Annotated in this window: 13 protein-coding genes; 5 read left to right on the top strand and 8 right to left on the bottom strand. The window is 71.7% G+C overall.

Annotated features, from left to right (window positions below; genetic code table 11):
• The first annotated feature begins 100 nt into the window (after positions 1–100).
• Genes ABD211_RS10270 through ABD211_RS10285 form a run of 4 tightly spaced genes read left to right on the top strand, consistent with a single transcriptional unit; the run spans position 101 to position 7,844 of the window.
• Positions 101–1,060 (top strand): DUF1702 family protein, encoded by a 960-nt coding sequence (locus ABD211_RS10270; protein WP_344128721.1) that lies wholly within the window; start codon positions 101–103, stop codon positions 1,058–1,060.
• Positions 1,057–6,894, top strand: coding sequence for a type I polyketide synthase (locus tag ABD211_RS10275; protein WP_344128723.1), 5,838 nt, complete (start codon positions 1,057–1,059; stop codon positions 6,892–6,894). Before ABD211_RS10270 ends, ABD211_RS10275 begins: the two co-directional genes overlap by 4 nt.
• Positions 6,895–6,897: 3 nt before the next feature.
• Positions 6,898–7,347 (top strand): acyl-CoA thioesterase, encoded by a 450-nt coding sequence (locus tag ABD211_RS10280; protein WP_344128725.1) that lies wholly within the window; start codon positions 6,898–6,900, stop codon positions 7,345–7,347.
• Positions 7,344–7,844 (top strand): flavin reductase family protein, encoded by a 501-nt coding sequence (locus tag ABD211_RS10285; protein ID WP_344128727.1) that lies wholly within the window; start codon positions 7,344–7,346, stop codon positions 7,842–7,844. Before ABD211_RS10280 ends, ABD211_RS10285 begins: the two co-directional genes overlap by 4 nt.
• Here the strand turns inward: ABD211_RS10285 and ABD211_RS10290 are convergent.
• The 3 genes from ABD211_RS10290 to ABD211_RS10300 all read right to left on the bottom strand — a co-directional run bounded on the left by ABD211_RS10290 (position 7,841) and on the right by ABD211_RS10300 (position 10,229).
• The gene (locus tag ABD211_RS10290) at positions 7,841–8,584 is read right to left on the bottom strand and encodes a helix-turn-helix domain-containing protein (RefSeq protein ID WP_425560391.1); all 744 of its coding nucleotides are present in this window, start codon (positions 8,582–8,584) and stop codon (positions 7,841–7,843) included. The genes ABD211_RS10285 and ABD211_RS10290 overlap by 4 nt on opposite strands.
• A gap of 271 nt (positions 8,585–8,855) precedes the next feature.
• Positions 8,856–9,569 carry a winged helix-turn-helix transcriptional regulator gene (locus tag ABD211_RS10295; RefSeq protein WP_344128731.1) on the bottom strand — a complete coding sequence of 238 codons (714 nt, stop codon included), beginning with the start codon at positions 9,567–9,569 and terminating at the stop codon, positions 8,856–8,858.
• A 15-nt stretch (positions 9,570–9,584) separates the two neighbouring features.
• The gene (locus tag ABD211_RS10300) at positions 9,585–10,229 is read right to left on the bottom strand and encodes a MerR family transcriptional regulator (protein ID WP_344128733.1); all 645 of its coding nucleotides are present in this window, start codon (positions 10,227–10,229) and stop codon (positions 9,585–9,587) included.
• A 258-nt stretch (positions 10,230–10,487) separates the two neighbouring features.
• On the opposite strand from ABD211_RS10300, the gene ABD211_RS10305 reads away from it, so the two are divergent.
• Positions 10,488–11,987 carry an endo-1,4-beta-xylanase gene (locus tag ABD211_RS10305; RefSeq protein WP_425560393.1) on the top strand — a complete coding sequence of 500 codons (1,500 nt, stop codon included), beginning with the start codon at positions 10,488–10,490 and terminating at the stop codon, positions 11,985–11,987.
• Positions 11,988–12,082: 95 nt separating this feature from the next.
• Here ABD211_RS10305 and ABD211_RS10310 read toward each other — a convergent pair whose 3' ends face one another.
• The 5 genes from ABD211_RS10310 to gdhA form a co-directional block, all read right to left on the bottom strand.
• Positions 12,083–13,693, bottom strand: coding sequence for an aspartate:alanine exchanger family transporter (locus ABD211_RS10310; protein WP_344128737.1), 1,611 nt, complete (start codon positions 13,691–13,693; stop codon positions 12,083–12,085).
• A gap of 109 nt (positions 13,694–13,802) precedes the next feature.
• Positions 13,803–13,997, bottom strand: a complete 195-nt coding sequence (locus ABD211_RS10315; protein WP_344128739.1) for a hypothetical protein — start codon at positions 13,995–13,997, stop codon at positions 13,803–13,805.
• Between the two features lie 135 nt (positions 13,998–14,132).
• Positions 14,133–14,501: a VOC family protein gene (locus ABD211_RS10320; protein WP_344128740.1), complete on the bottom strand. Its 369-nt coding sequence runs from the start codon at positions 14,499–14,501 to the stop codon at positions 14,133–14,135.
• Between the two features lie 276 nt (positions 14,502–14,777).
• Positions 14,778–15,200: a GNAT family N-acetyltransferase gene (locus ABD211_RS10325; protein ID WP_344128742.1), complete on the bottom strand. Its 423-nt coding sequence runs from the start codon at positions 15,198–15,200 to the stop codon at positions 14,778–14,780.
• 75 nt (positions 15,201–15,275) lie between these two features.
• Positions 15,276–16,619 (bottom strand): NADP-specific glutamate dehydrogenase, encoded by a 1,344-nt coding sequence (gene gdhA, locus ABD211_RS10330; protein WP_344128744.1) that lies wholly within the window; start codon positions 16,617–16,619, stop codon positions 15,276–15,278.
• Between the last annotated feature and the right edge of the window lie 56 nt (positions 16,620–16,675).

Here is a 16,675-nt window from a genome sequence, read left to right on the forward strand (position 1 = left end):
CGCACGATCGGAGAAGACATCGCCCGCGTGCCGGAGCGAGGCTGCAACCTGGATCGGTGCCCGACCAACACGTGTCAGTGATGGCGATGGTGGAGGAACTGTGGCTGGAATCTGGCGGAGCGCGCGGCGACGTATCCTCACTCCGAACGTGTCGGCGACCCGGCTCGACGTGCGTGGATTCCACGCGAAGAGCGACGCCGCCACCCAGTTGCTCGAGTCGATCGGCCGTACCTTCCTGGAGGGCTTCGCCGCCGTGGCCCAGGCGCGCGGACCGGTGCAGGCCCAACCCGAACTCGAGGCGGTACCGGCGCCGCTGCGCGGATTCGCCTACGAGGGCGCGGCCATGGCGTGCGCGATCCTCGACGCCCTGCCGACGCCCGGCCGGGACCGGGTCCCCGCGCTGCTCACCGGACCCGGCGCCGGCCATGTGTACATGACCTACGTCGGCGTCGGCTGGGCCATGGCCCGGCTGCCGAGAGTGCTGTGGTCCCGGCTGTGGGCGCCGGACCCGCTGCTGCGGTGGCTGATCCTCGACGGGTACGGGTTCCATGAGGCGTACTTCCACACCGACCGGGTCGTGCACCGCCAACGCCCGCCCGGGGACGTGGGCTGGCAGCCCCGAGACTACTCGTCGCGGGTGATCGACCAGGGCATCGGCCGCGCGCTCTGGTTTGTCGAAGGGGCCGACCCCGACCGGATCACGGCCACCATCCGGTCGTTCGCAGCGCGCCGGCACAGCGATCTCTACAGCGGCGCCGGACTGGCGGCGACCTACGCCGGCGGTGCTGACGAGGACGAACTGCGGCGGTTCCACCGCGACGCCGGCGAGCACCGCGCCGCCGTGGCGCAGGGCAGCGCCTTCGGCGCGCAGGCCCGCGTGCGAGCCGGCAACGTCGTCCCGCACACGGCCGTGGCGACCGAGGTGTTCTGCGGCGTCACACCGGAGAAGGCCGCCGCGGTGACCAACGCGGAACTGCCCGAGGGCGACCACGCCGACGGACCGTCGTACGAGCGGTGGCGCCAGGGCATCGCCGCCGCGTTCGCGGGCCGGTCGGCATGACCGAGCGAAGCGAGGGAATCGCGATTGTCGGCATGGCGTGCCGCTATCCCGACGCCGACTCCCCGCGGCAGCTGTGGGAGAACGTGCTCGCCGGCCGGCGCGCGTTCCGGCGGCTGCCCGATGTGCGGATGCGGCTGGCCGACTACTGGGACCCCGATCCGGCCCGCCCGGACCGGTTCTACGCCCGGATGGCGGCGGTCATCGAGGGGTACGAGTTCGACCGCGTCGGGTACCGGATCGCGGGCAGCACGTACCGGTCGACGGACCTGAGCCACTGGCTGGCCCTCGACGTGGCCGCGCAGGCCCTAGCGGACGCCGGTTTCCCGATGGCGGCGGGGCTGCCCCGGCAGCGGACCGGCGTGGTGGTCGGCAACACGCTCACCGGCGAGTTCACCCGGGCCAACACGATGCGCCTGCGCTGGCCGTACGTCCGGCGTACGCTCATCGCGGCGCTGCGCGGCGAGGGCTGGGCCGACGACAAGCTCGCCGGGTTCCTGGACGCGGTCGAGACGCGGTACAAGCAGCCGTTTCCCGGCATCGACGAGGACACCCTGGCCGGCGGCCTGTCCAACACGATCGCCGGGCGGATCTGCAACTACTTCGATCTCGGCGGCGGCGGGTACGCCGTGGACGGCGCCTGCTCGTCGTCGCTGCTGTCGGTGATCTCCGCCTGCCGGGCACTGGCCGACGGCGAGCTCGATGTGGCTGTCGCCGGTGGTGTGGACCTGTCCATCGACCCGTTCGAGATGATCGGGTTCGCCAAGACCGGCGCGCTGGCCACCGGGGAGATGCGCGTCTACGACCGCAACTGCAACGGGTTCTGGCCGGGCGAGGGCGCCGGCATGGTGGTGCTGATGCGCGAGGCCGACGCGCGGGCGCAGGACCGGCGGGTCTACGCGTCGGTCGCCGGTTGGGGGATCTCCTCCGACGGCAACGGCGGCATCACCCGACCGACCCTCGGCGGTTACCAGTTGGCACTGGACCGGGCCTACGCGCGGGCCGGCTTTCCGATCGACGCGGTCTGCCTGTTCGAGGGACACGGCACCGGTACGGCCGTGGGTGACGAGAACGAGCTGCGGGCGCTGTCGTCGCGGCGGACGGCGAGCGACCCGCCGGCGGCGATCGGCAGCATCAAGGCCATGATCGGCCACACGAAGGCGGCCGCCGGCGTCGCCGGCCTCATCAAGGCGGCGCTGGCCGTGCATGAGCGGATCCTGCCGCCGACGGTGGGCTGCGTCGACCCGCATCCGGTCCTGACGCAGCGCAACCCGTCGCTGCGGGTGCTGGCCGGCGCCGAGGCGTGGCCGACCGGGCGACCGGTACGGGCGGGCGTCACCGCGATGGGCTTCGGCGGGATCAACAGCCATGTCGTACTGGCGGGGGAGGCACTCGCCGCGGAGCCGGCACGGGTCGGGCGCGCCCGCGCCATCGCGGCATCCCGGCAGGACGCCGAGGTGCTCCTGCTCGACGCCGACACCGCCGACGAACTCACCACGAAGGTGGAGCAACTGGCCCGGTTCGTCCCCGCCCTGGCGTACGCCCAGCTCACCGACCTGGCGGTGACGCTGCACGGCGAGCTCGCCGACCGGCCGTGGCGGGCGGCTGTCGTGGTCGACTCCGCCGAGGCGGCCGAGGCGGCGCTGCGCCACGCGCTGGACTGCCTCGCCGGCGGCACCCGGGCGGTGCTGGACCCGCGCCGGCGGGTCTTCATCGGCCGTGCCAGCGAGGTCGCCCCCCGCATCGGCCTGTTGTTCCCCGGCCAGGGCTCCGGACGCGGCACCGACGGCGGCGCACTGCGTCGGCGGTTCCCGCAGGTGGAGGAGGTGTACCGGGACGCTGCCCTGCCGATGGTCGATCCGCGTGGAGCGGACGGCATAGCCACGGCGGTCGCCCAGCCGCGCATCGTGGCGGGCTCGCTGGCCGGTCTCGCCGTACTGCGGACCCTGGGGTTGTCCGCCGACGTCGCCGTCGGCCACAGCCTCGGGGAGCTGTCCGCGCTGCACTGGGCCGGCGCCATGGACGCGACGACGCTGCTGCGGGTGGCGAGGATCCGTGGCGAGACCATGTCCGAGCACAGCTCGCCCGGCGCGATGGCCGGGGTCGGCCTGCCGGCCGAGCGGGTCGAAGGGTTCCTGCTCGGCGAGCCCGTCGTGGTGGCCGGCTTCAACGGCCCCCGGCAGACGGTGGTGGCCGGCCCGGTCGAGGCGATCCGTCGGGTCGGCGCGCGGGTGGCCGGGACCGGCGAGGCCTGGGCCATGCTCCCCGTCTCGCACGCCTTCCACTCGCCGCTGGTCGCGCCGTCGGCCGACCGTCTCGCCGCGCGGTTGCGCGCCGCCGATGTCGCGTTCGCGCCGTTGACCCGCCGGGTCGTCTCCACCGTCACCGGCGCTGACCTCGACGGGGACACCGACGTGGTGGCGCTGCTGCGCCGTCAGATCACCATGCCGGTCCGCTTCGCCCAGGCGCTGACGGCCGCGGCCGCACAGGTCGACCTACTGATCGAGGTCGGGCCGGGCCGGGTGCTGACCCGGATGGTCCCGGACGTCACCGGCGTGCCGGCGCTGGCGATGGAGACCGACAGCGCGTCACTGGCCGACCTGCTCGCGGTCGTCGCCGCCACGTACGTGCTCGGCGCGCCGGTCCGCCTGGGCGCGCTCGTCGACGGTCGGGTGAGCCGGCCACTGCGCGTCGGCGCGGAGTTCCGCTTCTTCGCCAGCCCGTGCGAGAGCGTCGAACCCGTGGCCGACGTGGTCGCGACGGCCACCGCCGGTACGGCCACCCCGGCGGCGCCCGGGCCGATGGCGGCGGATCCGGACACCGACCTGCTCGGGCACCTTCGCCAGTTGGTGGCCGAACGCGCCGAACTGCCCTACGAGTCGGTGCGGGAGGACAGTCGGCTCTTGGACGACCTGCACCTCAGCTCGATCACGGTCGGTCACATCGTCGACGAGGCGGCGCGCCAGGTCGGCCTGGCCGGCCTGCAGGCACCGACGAACTTCGCCACCGCTACCCTGCGGGAACTGGCCGACGCGATGGCGCTGCTCGCCGAAACCGCCCGGTCGGGCGGCGGCACCGACACCGCGGCCGTGGCCGTCGCCGGCGCGGCCGACTGGGTTCGCGCGTTCACCGTCGACCTGGTCGAGGCGGCGCCGCCGCCCGCGGTGACCGTCGCCGCCGATCCGGACGACACATGGCAGGTGCTCACCCCGCAGCACCCCCTCGCGGAGCCGCTCGCCGGGGCGCTGCGGCGGGCCGGGCTCGGCCCGGGTCAGCTGGCCTGTTTCCCGGACGGCGGTACGGCCGATGACCTGCTGCCGGAGCTCGCGGCGGCGCAGCCGGCCGCCGCGGCCGGTCCGGGGCGGTTCGTGCTGGTACAGCATGACGCCGGCGCGGCCGCGCTCGCCCGTACGCTGCGTCTGGAGGCGCCGCACGTGCGCACCACCGTCCTGCGGGTGCCGCCGCCGGCCGGACTGGACGGGCCGACCCTGGACGCGCTCGTCCGCGCCGCGGTCGCCGAGGTCGCCGCCACCACCGGCTTCACCGAGGCGCACTACGACCGGGCCGGCCGGCGCCGGGTGCCGACTCTGCGTGCCCTGCCTGCGCCGGGCGGTGGGTCCAGCCCTGTTTCCGCGTTCACCGAAGGCGACGTCCTGCTGGTCACCGGCGGCGGCAAGGGGATCACCGCGGAGTGCGCGCTCGGACTGGCGGAGGGAACCGGCGTGGCCGTAGCGGTGCTGGGCCGCTCGTCGCCCGACGCCGACCACGAGCTGATGGCCAACCTGACCCGGATGCGCGAGCGAGGGCTGCGGGTGCACTACGTCCGGGCCGATGTCACCGACCCGGCGGCCGTCCGCGCGGCGGTCGCGGAGGTCCGGGACGTGTTGGGCCCGGTCACCGCTGTCCTGCACGGCGCGGCCCGCAACGAACCGGCCGCCCTGACCAACATCGACGAGGCCGCGGTACGTGGGGCGCTGGCGCCCAAGGTGGACGGTCTCGACGCCGTCCTCGCCGCGGTGGATCAGCGTGAGCTGCGGATCCTGATCACCTTCGGCAGTGTCATCGGACGGTTCGGGCTGCGCGGCGAGGCGCACTACGCGGTCGCGAACGACTGGCTGGCCGCCCGCACCCGGGCGTACGCGGACGAACATCCCGGGTGCCGGTGCCTGTGTGTCGAATGGTCGGTCTGGTCCGGCGTCGGCATGGGCGAGCGGCTCGCGGTGGTGGAGTCGCTGCTGCGGCAGGGGATCGTGCCCGTGACGCCCGACCGGGGTGTCGGGATGCTGCGGGCGCTGCTCGCCGACCCGCCGCCGCAGCCGGTCGTGGTCGTCACCGGCCGGACCGGGGACATGGAGACGATCCGGTTCGAGCGGCCCGACCTACCGCTGCTGCGGTTCCTGGAGCGGACCCTCGTCCACTATCCCGGTGTCGAGCTGGTCACCGAGGTCGACCTGGCCGCCGACACGGACCCGTACCTGGCCGACCACGAACTCGACAACACCACGTTGTTCCCGGCGGTGCTGGGCCTGGAGGCGATGGCGCAGGTCGCGCTCGGCTGCCTGGATCCGACCGGGCCGACGCGGGTGGCGTTCGAGAACGTGGAGTTCGCCCGGCCGATCGTGGTGCCGAAGGGCGGTCGCACGACGATCCGGATCGCCGCCACCGTCACCGCGCCCGACCGGGTCGCGGTCGCGATCCGCAGCGCCGAGACGGGGTACGCGGCCGACCACTTCACCGCGACCGTCTCGACCCCGGCACCGGTTGACGCGGAGCCCGACCCCGCCCCGCCGTCGGCCGGCCTGCCGCCGGTGCCGCTGGATCCGCTGACCGAGCTGTACGACGGCGTGCTCTTCCAGGGCAAACTGTTCCAACGCCTGCTGCGCTACCGCCGCGCGGCGGCGCGCGACATCGACGCCGACCTCGCGGTCGTCGACCGGGCGGGCTGGTTCAGTCCCTTCCTGCCGGGCGACCTGCTCCTCGGCGACCCCGGTGTGCGCGACGCGCTGCTGCACGGGAACCAGGTCTGTGTGCCGGGCGCCACCCTGCTGCCGGTCGGCGTCGGCCGGATCGAACCCGCCGGCGACCGCCTCGAGGGCGAGGCCGAGGTCGCCTACACCGCGACCGAGCTCGAACAGCGGGGCGACACCTACGTCTACGACGTCACCGTCCGCGCGCGGACGGGCGAGGTGATAGAGCGTTGGCACGGTCTGCGACTGCGCGCGGTCCGGTCCGGCACCGGGCGGCAGGCCTGGCCAGCGCCGTTGCTCGGCCCGCATCTCGAGCGCGGCGTCGGCGCCCGGACCGGCCCGGCCGTCGCGGTGACCGTGGAGCCGGACGCGGGTGCGGACCGGCGCGCGGCCACGGCGCTGGCCATCGGCCGGGCGCTGGGCGCGCCGACCACCGTGGCGTACCGGCCGGACGGGCGGCCGGAGGTCACCGGTCACCAGGTCTCGGCGGCCCACTGCGCCGGTCTCACCCTGGCCGTCGCCGGGCGCGGGACACGTGCCGTGAGCTGCGATCTGGAGCTCGTGCGCGGTACGGACCCGGCGGAGATCCTCGGCGCCGTGGCCGTACCGGGCGGCACCGCCGCGCTGGTCGACGCGATAGCGGGCGCGACGGGCGAGTCGCCGTCGAGCGCGGGCACCCGGGTCTGGTGCGCCGTCGAATGCCTCCGCAAGGCGGGGGTCGCCGCCGGGCCGCTGGTCCTCGCCACGGCCGCGGCCGACGGCTGGGTTCTGCTGCGCAGCGGCGATCTGCTGGTGTCCACGTTCGTGACCACGGTGCGTGACATCGCGCAGCCGGTTGTTTTCGCCATCCTGGCACAGGAGGAGGGCTGAGAGGTGGCCGACTACTACGAGTACCGCCATGTTGTCGGGTTCGAGGAGACCAACCTGGTCGGCAACGTCTACTACGTGAACTACCTGAGCTGGCAGGGACGCTGCCGGGAGATGTTCCTGAAGGAGCGCGCGCCGGGCGTCCTGCGTCTGCTCCGCGACGACCTGAAACTGTTCACCCTCAAAGTGGACTGCGAGTTCTTCGCCGAGCTGACCGCGCTCGACGACGTGTCGGTGCGGATGCGGCTGATCGAGTTGAGCCAGACCCAGCTGGAGTTCGGGTTCGACTACCACCGCCTCGCCGGGACGGCCGAGGACCTCGTCGCCCGGGGTCGCCAGCGGGTGGCGTGCATGCGCGGGCCGAACACCCGCACCGTGCCGGCCCGGGTCCCCGACGAGCTGGTCGCCGCCCTGTCCCCGTACCTGTCGACCGCCGGCCACGGACGGCCGGTGTGACGGCCGACGTCCTGCCGGACCCGAAGCGGTTGCGGTCGTTGCTGGCCACGTTCGCCACCGGGGTCACCGTCCTCACCGTCGGGGGTGCCACCCCGCGGGGCATGACGGCGAACTCGTTCACCTCGGTGTCGATCGAGCCGCCGCTGGTGCTCGTGTGCGTGGACCGGACGGCCATCATGCACGCGAGCCTGCACCGGGCCGGTGCTTTCGGCGTCTCGGTCCTCGCGTCGGACCAGGAGGAACTCGCCCGCTACTTCGCCGACCACGACCGGCCGCCGGGGTTCGCCCAGTTCGAACCGGTCGGCTGGCTACCCGGCGAGAACACCGGAGTGCCGCTCATCCGCGGCGCGCTGGCCTGGTTCGAGTGCGGGCTGTGGCGGATGTACGACGGCGGTGATCATTCCATCGTGGTCGGCAACCTGATCTCGGCGACGAGGTTGGTCGACGGAGCCGGTCCACTGCTCTTTCACCAGGGCGGCTTCCACCGGCTCGACTAACCGCCGGTCGCGTGCGCCAGGGCGCTGACGATGGCGTCGTCAGCGGTCCGGATCGACTCGGCCTTCACGTCGGCGACGACGAACCTGGCCCGGGCGTTCACCTCGTACGGGCCGTGGGTGGCGACCATGCTGGTGCGCGCGAGCAGGTCTCCGGCCGCCTGCCCGCGCCAGCGCAGGACCGTGGTGAACGCGCACACGACCCACCATTCGCCGTGGGGCACACCGACGAACCGGCACGGTCCGGGCGCGTCCAGGATGGTCGACGAGACGGGGCCGGCCGTCGGCCAGCCGTCCGCGAAGACGCCCACGAAGGTGATGCCGGTGACCTCCTCAGCCGGCGGATGGACCACGGCGACCAGGGTGCTGTCGGTCGGTGCCGGCTCGCTCTGGCCCGCCAGGGGCACGTGGCCGCCGAGGTCGCGGAACCGCGTGGGGGAGATGCCCACGGTGGAGGTGAAGGTCGTGGTGAACGTGCCGACGCTGGCGTAGCCCACCCGCGAGCTGATATCGGCGACGCGCATCGACGTGGTGACGAGCAGCCGCTTCGCCTCCTGCAGCCGCATCGCGGAGAGAAACCGGCCGGGTGGCACGCCGGTGGAGCGTTGGAACAGGCGGCTGAAGTGGAACTTGCTGAAGCTCGCGACTCTGGCGAGTTCGCTCACTGTCACTGGCTCATGTAATCTGTCGCTCATCGCCAGGATCGCCTGGCCTATGGCGTTGTCCATCGCCGCATTGCCCATGACGCATCGCCCCCAGAAAAACGGGTCGGATTTCGACAGCGCCCCGGCTCTGTGGACGGCGCTGCGGTGCGCGTTCCCCGGTGCGCGGCGCCGAGGAACATGGGACTGTCACTGTGACGCGAAACTGAGCGGTCCTGCGTGGTGGGTGGCAGTAGTGGGTGGCAATGGGTCGGATGGCTTGATCGGGTCGGCCGGTTCGATCGCCAAAATCGACACGCAAATGCTAACTGAGTTTAAAGCGGTCTTCAAGGGCGTCGATGTGCGCCAAGGGTCAAACGCCGTGGTGGGCGGCGGGGACCCGGGCGCCCGACCGGGCGTGCGGGTCCGCCCCCAGACCGAGCAGGAACAGGCAGCGGGGCACGGCCGCCGGCGGCCCGGACGCGGTGACCGCGCCGCTCAGGATGGCCTCGATCGGGTCGAGCACCCGACTCCCGAGGTCGAAGAACGTCCGGGCGTCGGTGCCGATGCGCAGCGTGTGTCCGGCGGCCGGGCCGGGCCGGGTGACGACACTGCCCGCGTGCGCCGTGACGTGGAAGACCTCGCCGTCCACGTCGAACTCGTAGGTCTCGTCGGCCCGGGCCCGGGCCGGGTCGACCATCGCCTCGATCGCGAGGGCCGCCCACGATGCCCTGGTGATGGTGGCCCGTGACGCGTCCGGCCGGTCGGCCATGACGCCGAGCCCGAACCGGGCCAGCGCGAGCACCGACTCGCGCAGCCGTTCGCCCTGTTCGGCGAGCTCGTAACCGGCGGTCCGGCGCCGTTCGTCGAGCGGGCGGATGATGCCCGCCTCGGTCATGAACGCCAGCCGGTCGGCGAGGAGGTTGGTGCCGATGCCCGGCAGCGCGTCGACCAGCTCGCCGTACCGGCGCGGGCCGTTGAGCAGTTCGCGGACGATGAGGAGGGTCCACCGTTCCCCGACGATGTCGAGGGCGTACGCCAATCCGCACTGCTGGCCGTACGTCCGGCGTTCCCGCTGCTCCTTCATAAACAGATAGTATCCCTACTCGGGCGCAGTCAACCCCTGCAGACGGGCAGACTCCGCCTCCTGCGCCAGGCGGCGCAACGCGCCGATCAGGATCTCGCCCAGGATCGTGCCGGTGACGAGACCCTCGACCATCCGGGCGGGTTCGCCGCGGGCGAGCACGGCCGCCACCTCCCAGGCGGCCATCCGTTCGACCGCTTCGACATAGGTCGGTAGGGAGCTGAGCAGGTCCGCCTGGTCGAGAGCGCGCATCGCGGCAATGGCGTCGGCGGCCACGTCGAGCGCCGGCGAGCACGGGCTGACCAGCCAGCCTCGTTCGCCGATGAGGGTGACGACCTCCTCCCGCGCGGCCTGCCACCGCGGGTCGTCGGGGTCGCGTCGGGCAGGTGTGGGGCTCACCGCGTGGTGGGCGATGCCGAGCAGGTCGTGCCCTGGCAGGTCGGGGTTGTCGACGGCGGCGAGCACGTCGCGGACCGCGGCGATGGACAGGCCGCCGACGTCGACCAGGGCCCGGATCAAACGGAGCCGGCGTACGTGCGCCTCGTCGTAGTCGGCCTGGTTGCGGCCCGTCGTCCGGCCGCCGGGGATCAGGCCCTCGCGCAGGTAGTACTTGATGGAGGGGATGCTCGTCGCGCTACGGCGGCTCAGTTCGGCGATGCGCATCAGGCAGGGTACCTAACGCGTCGTATCCACGCTGGATAGTCACGATCACGGATGACTACGGGGTGGCGTGCCCTGGCCCCGCCGAGGTTTCGAAAGTGTTTCGGCAAGTTATTGACATTACTGCGGGCAGGTATCGATACTACGCCTTTCTGTTGGCATGCATGAATGCCCATCGCATCGCACTGAGCACTTAGGAGTCCAGTGAGCAGCAGCGTGAGACAGCGCAAGAAAGTTGCGAGAATTGCCTTGGCGACGGCGGTGCTGGTGGTGGGCGGCGCTGTAGCGGTCCAGTCCATCGGTCCGGCCGCCGCGGCCGAGACGACCCTGCGGGCCGCCGCCGCCAAGGCCGGGCTGTTCTTCGGCGTCGCCGCCTCGCCCAACCGGCTCTACCCGATCGTCGGTCAGGAGTTCAACCAGCTGACCCCCGAGAACGTCATGAAGCCGGACACGCTCGCCACGTCGAGCGGTGGGCTGCAGAACACCAGCGGCGCGGACACCCTGGTCAACCACGCCCAGAGCAACAACATGCTGGTCCGCGGTCACACGCTGGTGTGGCACTCGCAGGCCGGCGCGCTGCAGGGCGCCAGCCAGGCCACGCTGAATACCTTCATCGGCAACGCGATCAACCGGTGGGGCAGCAAGATCGCGTACTGGGACGTCGTGAACGAGGCGCTGGAGGACAACAACACCGGCCGGCGCCGCAACCAGTGGCCGCACACCATGAACCGGGACGCGAACGGCGACGGTGACTACTTCGACTCCGGCGACACCGACGTGATCCGGGACTCGTTCATCCGGGCCAAGCAGGTCGTGCAGGCCGGCGGGTTCACCACCAAGCTCTGCATCAACGACTACGACGTCGAGGGCCTGACGGTCCAGGGCGGCACGCCGAACCGCAAGGCGAACGCGCTGTACGACATCGTCCGCAACTACCGGCAGTACATCGACTGCGTCGGGTTCCAGTCGCACTTCAACGACAACCCGAACAGCATCATCAGCAGCGACCTGCAGGCCAACATCCAGCGCTTCGCCGACCTCGGCGTCGAGGTGCACATCACCGAGCTGGACATCGACGACGACCTGAGCAACAACGACATCGGGTCCGGTCAGGCGGAGAACTACCGCAAGGTAGTCCGGGCCTGCCTGAACGTCGCGAAGTGCACCGGCATCACCGTGTGGGGCATCTCCGACAGCGAGTCGTGGCGCTCCTCGGAGCGTGGCCTGCTGTTCACCGGTGGCAACGGGAGCTACCAGAAGAAGGCCGCGTACACGGCGGTCCTCGACGAGCTGAACAAGGGCCGCACGGTGTCGACCTCGTCGGTCCCGACGTCGAGCGTTCCGACCTCGTCGGTCCCGACCTCGAGCGTTCCCACGTCGAGCGTTCCGACATCGTCCGTTCCGACCTCGTCGGTCCCGACGTCGAGCGTTCCCACGTCGAGCGTTCCGACGTCGAGCGTTCCGACCGGTGGCGGCTGCTCGGCCTCGGTCTCGGTGAACGCCTGGACCGGCGGCTTCGTCGTCTCCGTTCGGGTCACGGCCGGCGCCTCGACGATCAACGGGTGGAACGTCCGGCTCACCCTGCCGTCCGGTGCCACGGTGACCAATGCCTGGAGCGCGAACCGTAGCGCCAACAGCGGCACCGTGCAGTTCACGAACGTCAGCTACAACGGCCGGGTGAACGCCGGCCAGTACACCGAGTTCGGTTTCCAGGGCACCGGGACGGCCACCGGCCTCACCCCGGTCTGCACCGCCTCCTGAGCACCGCTGTCCGGGACGGGCGCGAGCCGCCCGTCCCGGACAACCGGGGGATGACCCCCGGACGGGTCCGAGGGTCTGCGCGATGGTTACCCGCCTCAGGTCGCCTGTACGAGGAACGCGCTGAGCAGGACCTGCGCGATGATGATTTTGCTGATCATCGCGGCCGGGAAGACGGTCGCGTAGCCCAGTTCGGGCAGCGGATTGTCAGCCTGCTCACTGGCGAACGCGAGCACCGCCGGCTGGGTGCTCAGGCCGGCGAGAATGCCCGCGGTGACGCCCATCGGCAGCTTCATCAGCTTGTGGCCGACGACCAGGACGGACGCGGCCATCACCAGACACAGCCCGAACGCGACGGCGAGCAGGAGCCAGCCATCGCCCGTGGTGATCGTCGCCGCGAACGCGTGGCCGGCCCGGGTGCCGATGCCGGCGAGGAAGAGGACCAGGCCCATCTGTCGCAGCGGCTGGTTCACCGAGGCGGGAAGCTGCCACACCAACGGGCCGGTGCGGCGGCGGGCGCCGAGCACCAGGCCGGCGAGCAGCGGGCCGCCCGCCGAGCCGAGGCTGAAGTGGCCGCCGCCGGGCAGCGGGATGCTGATCGCGCCGACCAGCAGGCCGATGCACAGGCCGATGGAGAGCGAGGCGATGTTGACCTCGCCCAGTTCGCGGTAGGAGTCGCCGAAGTACCGGCTGACGTCCTTCATCCGCGTGCGCGGCGCCACCACCCGGATGCGGTCACCCAGTTCGAGGACGGTGTCGCCGCTGGCGAGCAGGTCCGTGTCGCCGCGCCGGACGCGTGTGACGATCGCGCCGTAACGGTCGGCCAGGCAGAGCTGCTCCACCCGCATACCGATCAGCCTCGGGTTCGACAGGAAGATCCGGCGTACCGCCAGCGTCGAGTGGGCCGCTTCCAACGGCTCGACGCGCGCCTCGCCCACCATCCTGGTGGCCTCCGCGACGGCGTCCGGGGTGCCCACGATCGTCACGAGGTCGCCGGGCTCCAGCCGCTGGTCCGGCTCGGCGACCCGGTCCTGCTCGTCGTGGCGGACCCGGCCGATGATGGCCCGCCCGGCGTACGCCTCGACCACCTGGTCGACCGTGAGCGGGTGTCGCACCCGGGCCGTCGCTGTGAGCAGGGGTTCCTCGGCCAGGCCCGCCTTCGCCGCCTCGGCGGCGTGGTCCACGCGCCAGGTCCGCTGGAGGATGCCGATCATGAGCATGCAGGCGATGACGCTCGCGGGGTATGCCAGCGAGTACGCCACCACCGGCAGGTCGGCGGCGTGGCCGCTGAGCCGCTCCACCGCCGCGGCCAGCGCCGGCGTGTTCGTGAGTACGCCCGTGAAGAAGCCGGCGCGCAGCGGGCCGTTGAGGTCCAGCAGGACGGCGACGCCCACCACCGCGAGGGCCATGGCGACGATCGCGGCCAGGGCCAGCGCGTTCCACCGCAGCCCCGCCCGGCGCAACGACGGTAGGAAGCCGGGCCCGGTGGACAGGCCGATCGTGTAGACGAACAGCGCCAACCCGAGCAGGTACACGATGTCCGGTAGGCGGAGTCGGGGGTCGATCGCCCCCGCGGCGATCCCGGCGAACAGCACACCGGCGACCCCGAAGCTGAACCCCGCGATCCGGATGCGTCCGAAAAGGTAGCCGCCCGCCGCGACCACGAACAGCAGGAGCAGCGCGTTCTCGGCAAGTAGATCAACTATCACGGGTACGTCCGGCCGATATCGGCGACGCGGTCACGGGTTGATCATACTTGTTCGCTCCGATGGCCGGTCGGTGTGGGCGCCGCGGGTCCGCCGCGCCCACACCGCGGTCCTATTCGGCGGAGCGGACCAGGCGGTCGATCGTGCCGTCGCCGTCGTCGTCGTACATGGCGGCGTCGAAGTTGCCGTCCTTGTCCTCGTCGACCAGGACCTTGTCGACCCGCCCGTCGCCGTCGCGGTCGTGCCCGACCACGTCAGCCTGGCCGTCGCCATCGGTGTCGAAGGCGTACAGCGGATTCTCACTCATGTTGGTACTCCCGTGTCTCCAACGGCCGCGTCGGCCAGGGATCATCGTGCCCCGAAGACTCTCGTGGCGATACCCGGTGGGCCACAAGTGACCGGCGCAGATCCGACATCGACCTTCGCGTACAGCGGTGGGCTGTCAGCCGGGGAGGTGGCACACGGCCTCGACGTTGTTGCCGTCGGGGTCGCGGACGAACGCGCCGTAGTAGTCCGGGTGGTACTCCGGCCAGACGCGGGGCTCGTGCAGGATCTCGGCGCCGGTGGCCGTGGCGGCGGCGAAGAAGGCGTCGACGGCCTCGCGGGTCAGGGCCCGGAACGCGATGTGCGTCTCGCGGAAGCCCTCGCCGGTCTCCTGCTGGCCGATCCAGAAGTCCGGACCGTCGATGCCGTACCCGATGGCCTGGTCGAACTCCAGGACCCGCCGGCCGCCGAGCGGCGCGAGGGCCGCGTCGTAGAACGCCGCACTCGCCGCGAAATCCGCGCACTGGATCGAAATGTGATCAAGCATCCCGGTAGTCTGCCAGAGATGAGCAGCAGTCTGTCCGCGGACGGGCACGGCATGTATCTCGGCGCGGACGACGTCATCGACGCCACGCACGGCGATGTGGTGGCCCTCGCCGCCCAGTTGCGCGACCGCCACCCGGATGACGCGGAGTACGCGCGGGCCGCCTTCGAGTGGGTGCGGGACGAGGTCGCGCACTCCTACGACGCGCGGGCGGTCGGCGTCGCTGCGGCCGGTGTGCTCGCCATCGGCGTCCAACGCGGTCGCCAGCAGGTACCAAGATCAGGAGGGCGGTGGCTCCCAGAGCAGGAGTTGGCGGTGGTGGCTGAAGCCGGTGCGCAGGTAGAAGCCGACCGCCCGGCGGCCGGAGTGGACCGTGACGTGCCGCAGCCCTCGCGTACGGGCCTCGGCCAGGATCGCGGTCATCAGGGCGCGGCCGACGCCGCGGCCGCGGTACTCCTCGCGGACCATGACCGCCTGGATGTCGCCGTAGCGCCGGTCCAACGACCCGTTGCCGGGCACCCGTTCCGCGACGAGCAGCCAGGCTGCGCCCACGACGTACCCGTCGATCTCGGCGACGAACGGTAGGTGCGTCCGCGCGTGGGCGGCCACCCAGGCGGCGTACGCGTCGAGCTGGTCCCCATCGATGTCGCGCAGTTCCGCGAGCACCGCCACGTCCGCAACGCCGGACTTCCGCACGATCATCCGGCGGAGTCTAGGCGAGATCGTGCCCGGCGCCGGCGCACCGGAGAGTATCCGGTGCGGTCGGCTGCCGCAGGGTCAGATCAGCCCGTGGGCGAGCATCGCCTCGGCGACGAGCCGGAAGCCCTCGATGTTGGCGCCGGCGACGTAGTTACCCGGCATGCCGTACTCGTCGGCGGTGGCGTAGCAGCGGGCGTGGATGGTCCGCATGATCTCCCGCAGCCGCTCCTCGGAATGGGCGAAGGTCCACGAGTCGCGGCTCGCGTTCTGCTGCATCTCCAGCGCGCTGGCCGCGACGCCGCCGGCGTTGGCCGCCTTGCCGGGCGCGAACCGCACCCGGGCGTCGGCGAAGGCCCGCACCGCGTCCGGCGTGGTGGGCATGTTGGCCCCCTCCACCACGATGGTGCAGCCACCCGCGATCAGGGTGCGCGCGTCGGCGGCGGTGAGCTCGTTCTGCGTCGCGCTGGGGATCGCCACCTGGCAGGGCACGTCCCAGAGCCGGCCACCGGGGACGAACGAGGCGTGCGGGAGGGCGTCGACGTACTCGTGGATCCGGGCGCGGCGGACCTCCTTGACCTCCTTGAGCACCTCGAGGTTGATGCCCTTGTCGTCGTGGACGTAGCCGGAGGAGTCCGAGCACGCCACCACGGTGCCGCCGAGCTGGTGGACCTTCTCGATCGCGTAGATGGCGACGTTGCCCGAGCCGGAGACCACCACCCGCTTGCCGTCGAAGCTGTCGCCGTCGGCGCGCAGCATCTCCTCGGCGAAGAACACCGCGCCGTAGCCGGTGGCCTCCCGGCGCACCTGGGCGCCGCCGTAGCTGAGGCCCTTGCCGGTCAGCACCCCGGACTCGTACCGGTTGGTGATCCGCTTGTACTGCCCGAACAGGTAGCCGATCTCCCGACCGCCGACCCCGATGTCGCCGGCCGGCACGTCCGTGTACTCGCCGATGTGCCGGTACAGCTCGGTCATGAACGACTGGCAGAACCGCATGATCTCCCGCTCGGAGCGGCCCTTCGGATCGAAGTCCGACCCGCCCTTGCCGCCGCCGATGGGCATGCCGGTCAGGGCATTCTTGAACAACTGTTCGAAGCCGAGGAACTTGATGATCCCCAGATAGACCGACGGGTGGAAGCGCAGGCCACCCTTGTACGGACCCAGGGCGCTGTTGAACTCCACCCGGAAGCCGCGGTTGATGTGGACCTCGCCACGGTCGTCCTCCCACGGCACCCGGAAGATGATCTGCCGCTCAGGCTCGCAGATCCGCTCGATGATCTTCGCTTCGGCGTACTCGGGATGCTTCCTCAGCGCCGGCGCGACACTGTCGAGGACCTCCCGGACGGCCTGGTGGAACTCGTCCTCACCGGGGTTGCGCCGCTTCACCGACGCGAAGATTGCCTCTAGCTTGTCCTGTACCGACATGTTGTGCTCCTTGATGTGCCACCCTGGCCGGTTTGAGGGCACGTCGGCGACCTGGG

The sequence above is a fragment of the Luedemannella flava genome (genome assembly GCF_039528515.1).
GTDB classification, from domain to species: Bacteria; Actinomycetota; Actinomycetes; order Mycobacteriales; family Micromonosporaceae; genus Luedemannella; species Luedemannella flava.

What these genes read in the sequence shown, in the direction of transcription:
- gdhA (WP_344128744.1), bottom strand. Translation starts at nt 16,619, where the DNA reads ATGTCGGTACAGGACAAGCTAGAGGCAATCTTCGCGTCGGTGAAGCGG.
- ABD211_RS10300 (WP_344128733.1), bottom strand. Translation starts at nt 10,229, where the DNA reads ATGCGCATCGCCGAACTGAGCCGCCGTAGCGCGACGAGCATCCCCTCC.
- ABD211_RS10315 (WP_344128739.1), bottom strand. Translation starts at nt 13,997, where the DNA reads ATGAGTGAGAATCCGCTGTACGCCTTCGACACCGATGGCGACGGCCAG.
- ABD211_RS10320 (WP_344128740.1), bottom strand. Translation starts at nt 14,501, where the DNA reads ATGCTTGATCACATTTCGATCCAGTGCGCGGATTTCGCGGCGAGTGCG.
- ABD211_RS10325 (WP_344128742.1), bottom strand. Translation starts at nt 15,200, where the DNA reads ATGATCGTGCGGAAGTCCGGCGTTGCGGACGTGGCGGTGCTCGCGGAA.
- ABD211_RS10290 (WP_425560391.1), bottom strand. Translation starts at nt 8,584, where the DNA reads ATGGGCAATGCGGCGATGGACAACGCCATAGGCCAGGCGATCCTGGCG.
- ABD211_RS10275 (WP_344128723.1), top strand. Translation starts at nt 1,057, where the DNA reads ATGACCGAGCGAAGCGAGGGAATCGCGATTGTCGGCATGGCGTGCCGC.
- ABD211_RS10295 (WP_344128731.1), bottom strand. Translation starts at nt 9,569, where the DNA reads ATGAAGGAGCAGCGGGAACGCCGGACGTACGGCCAGCAGTGCGGATTG.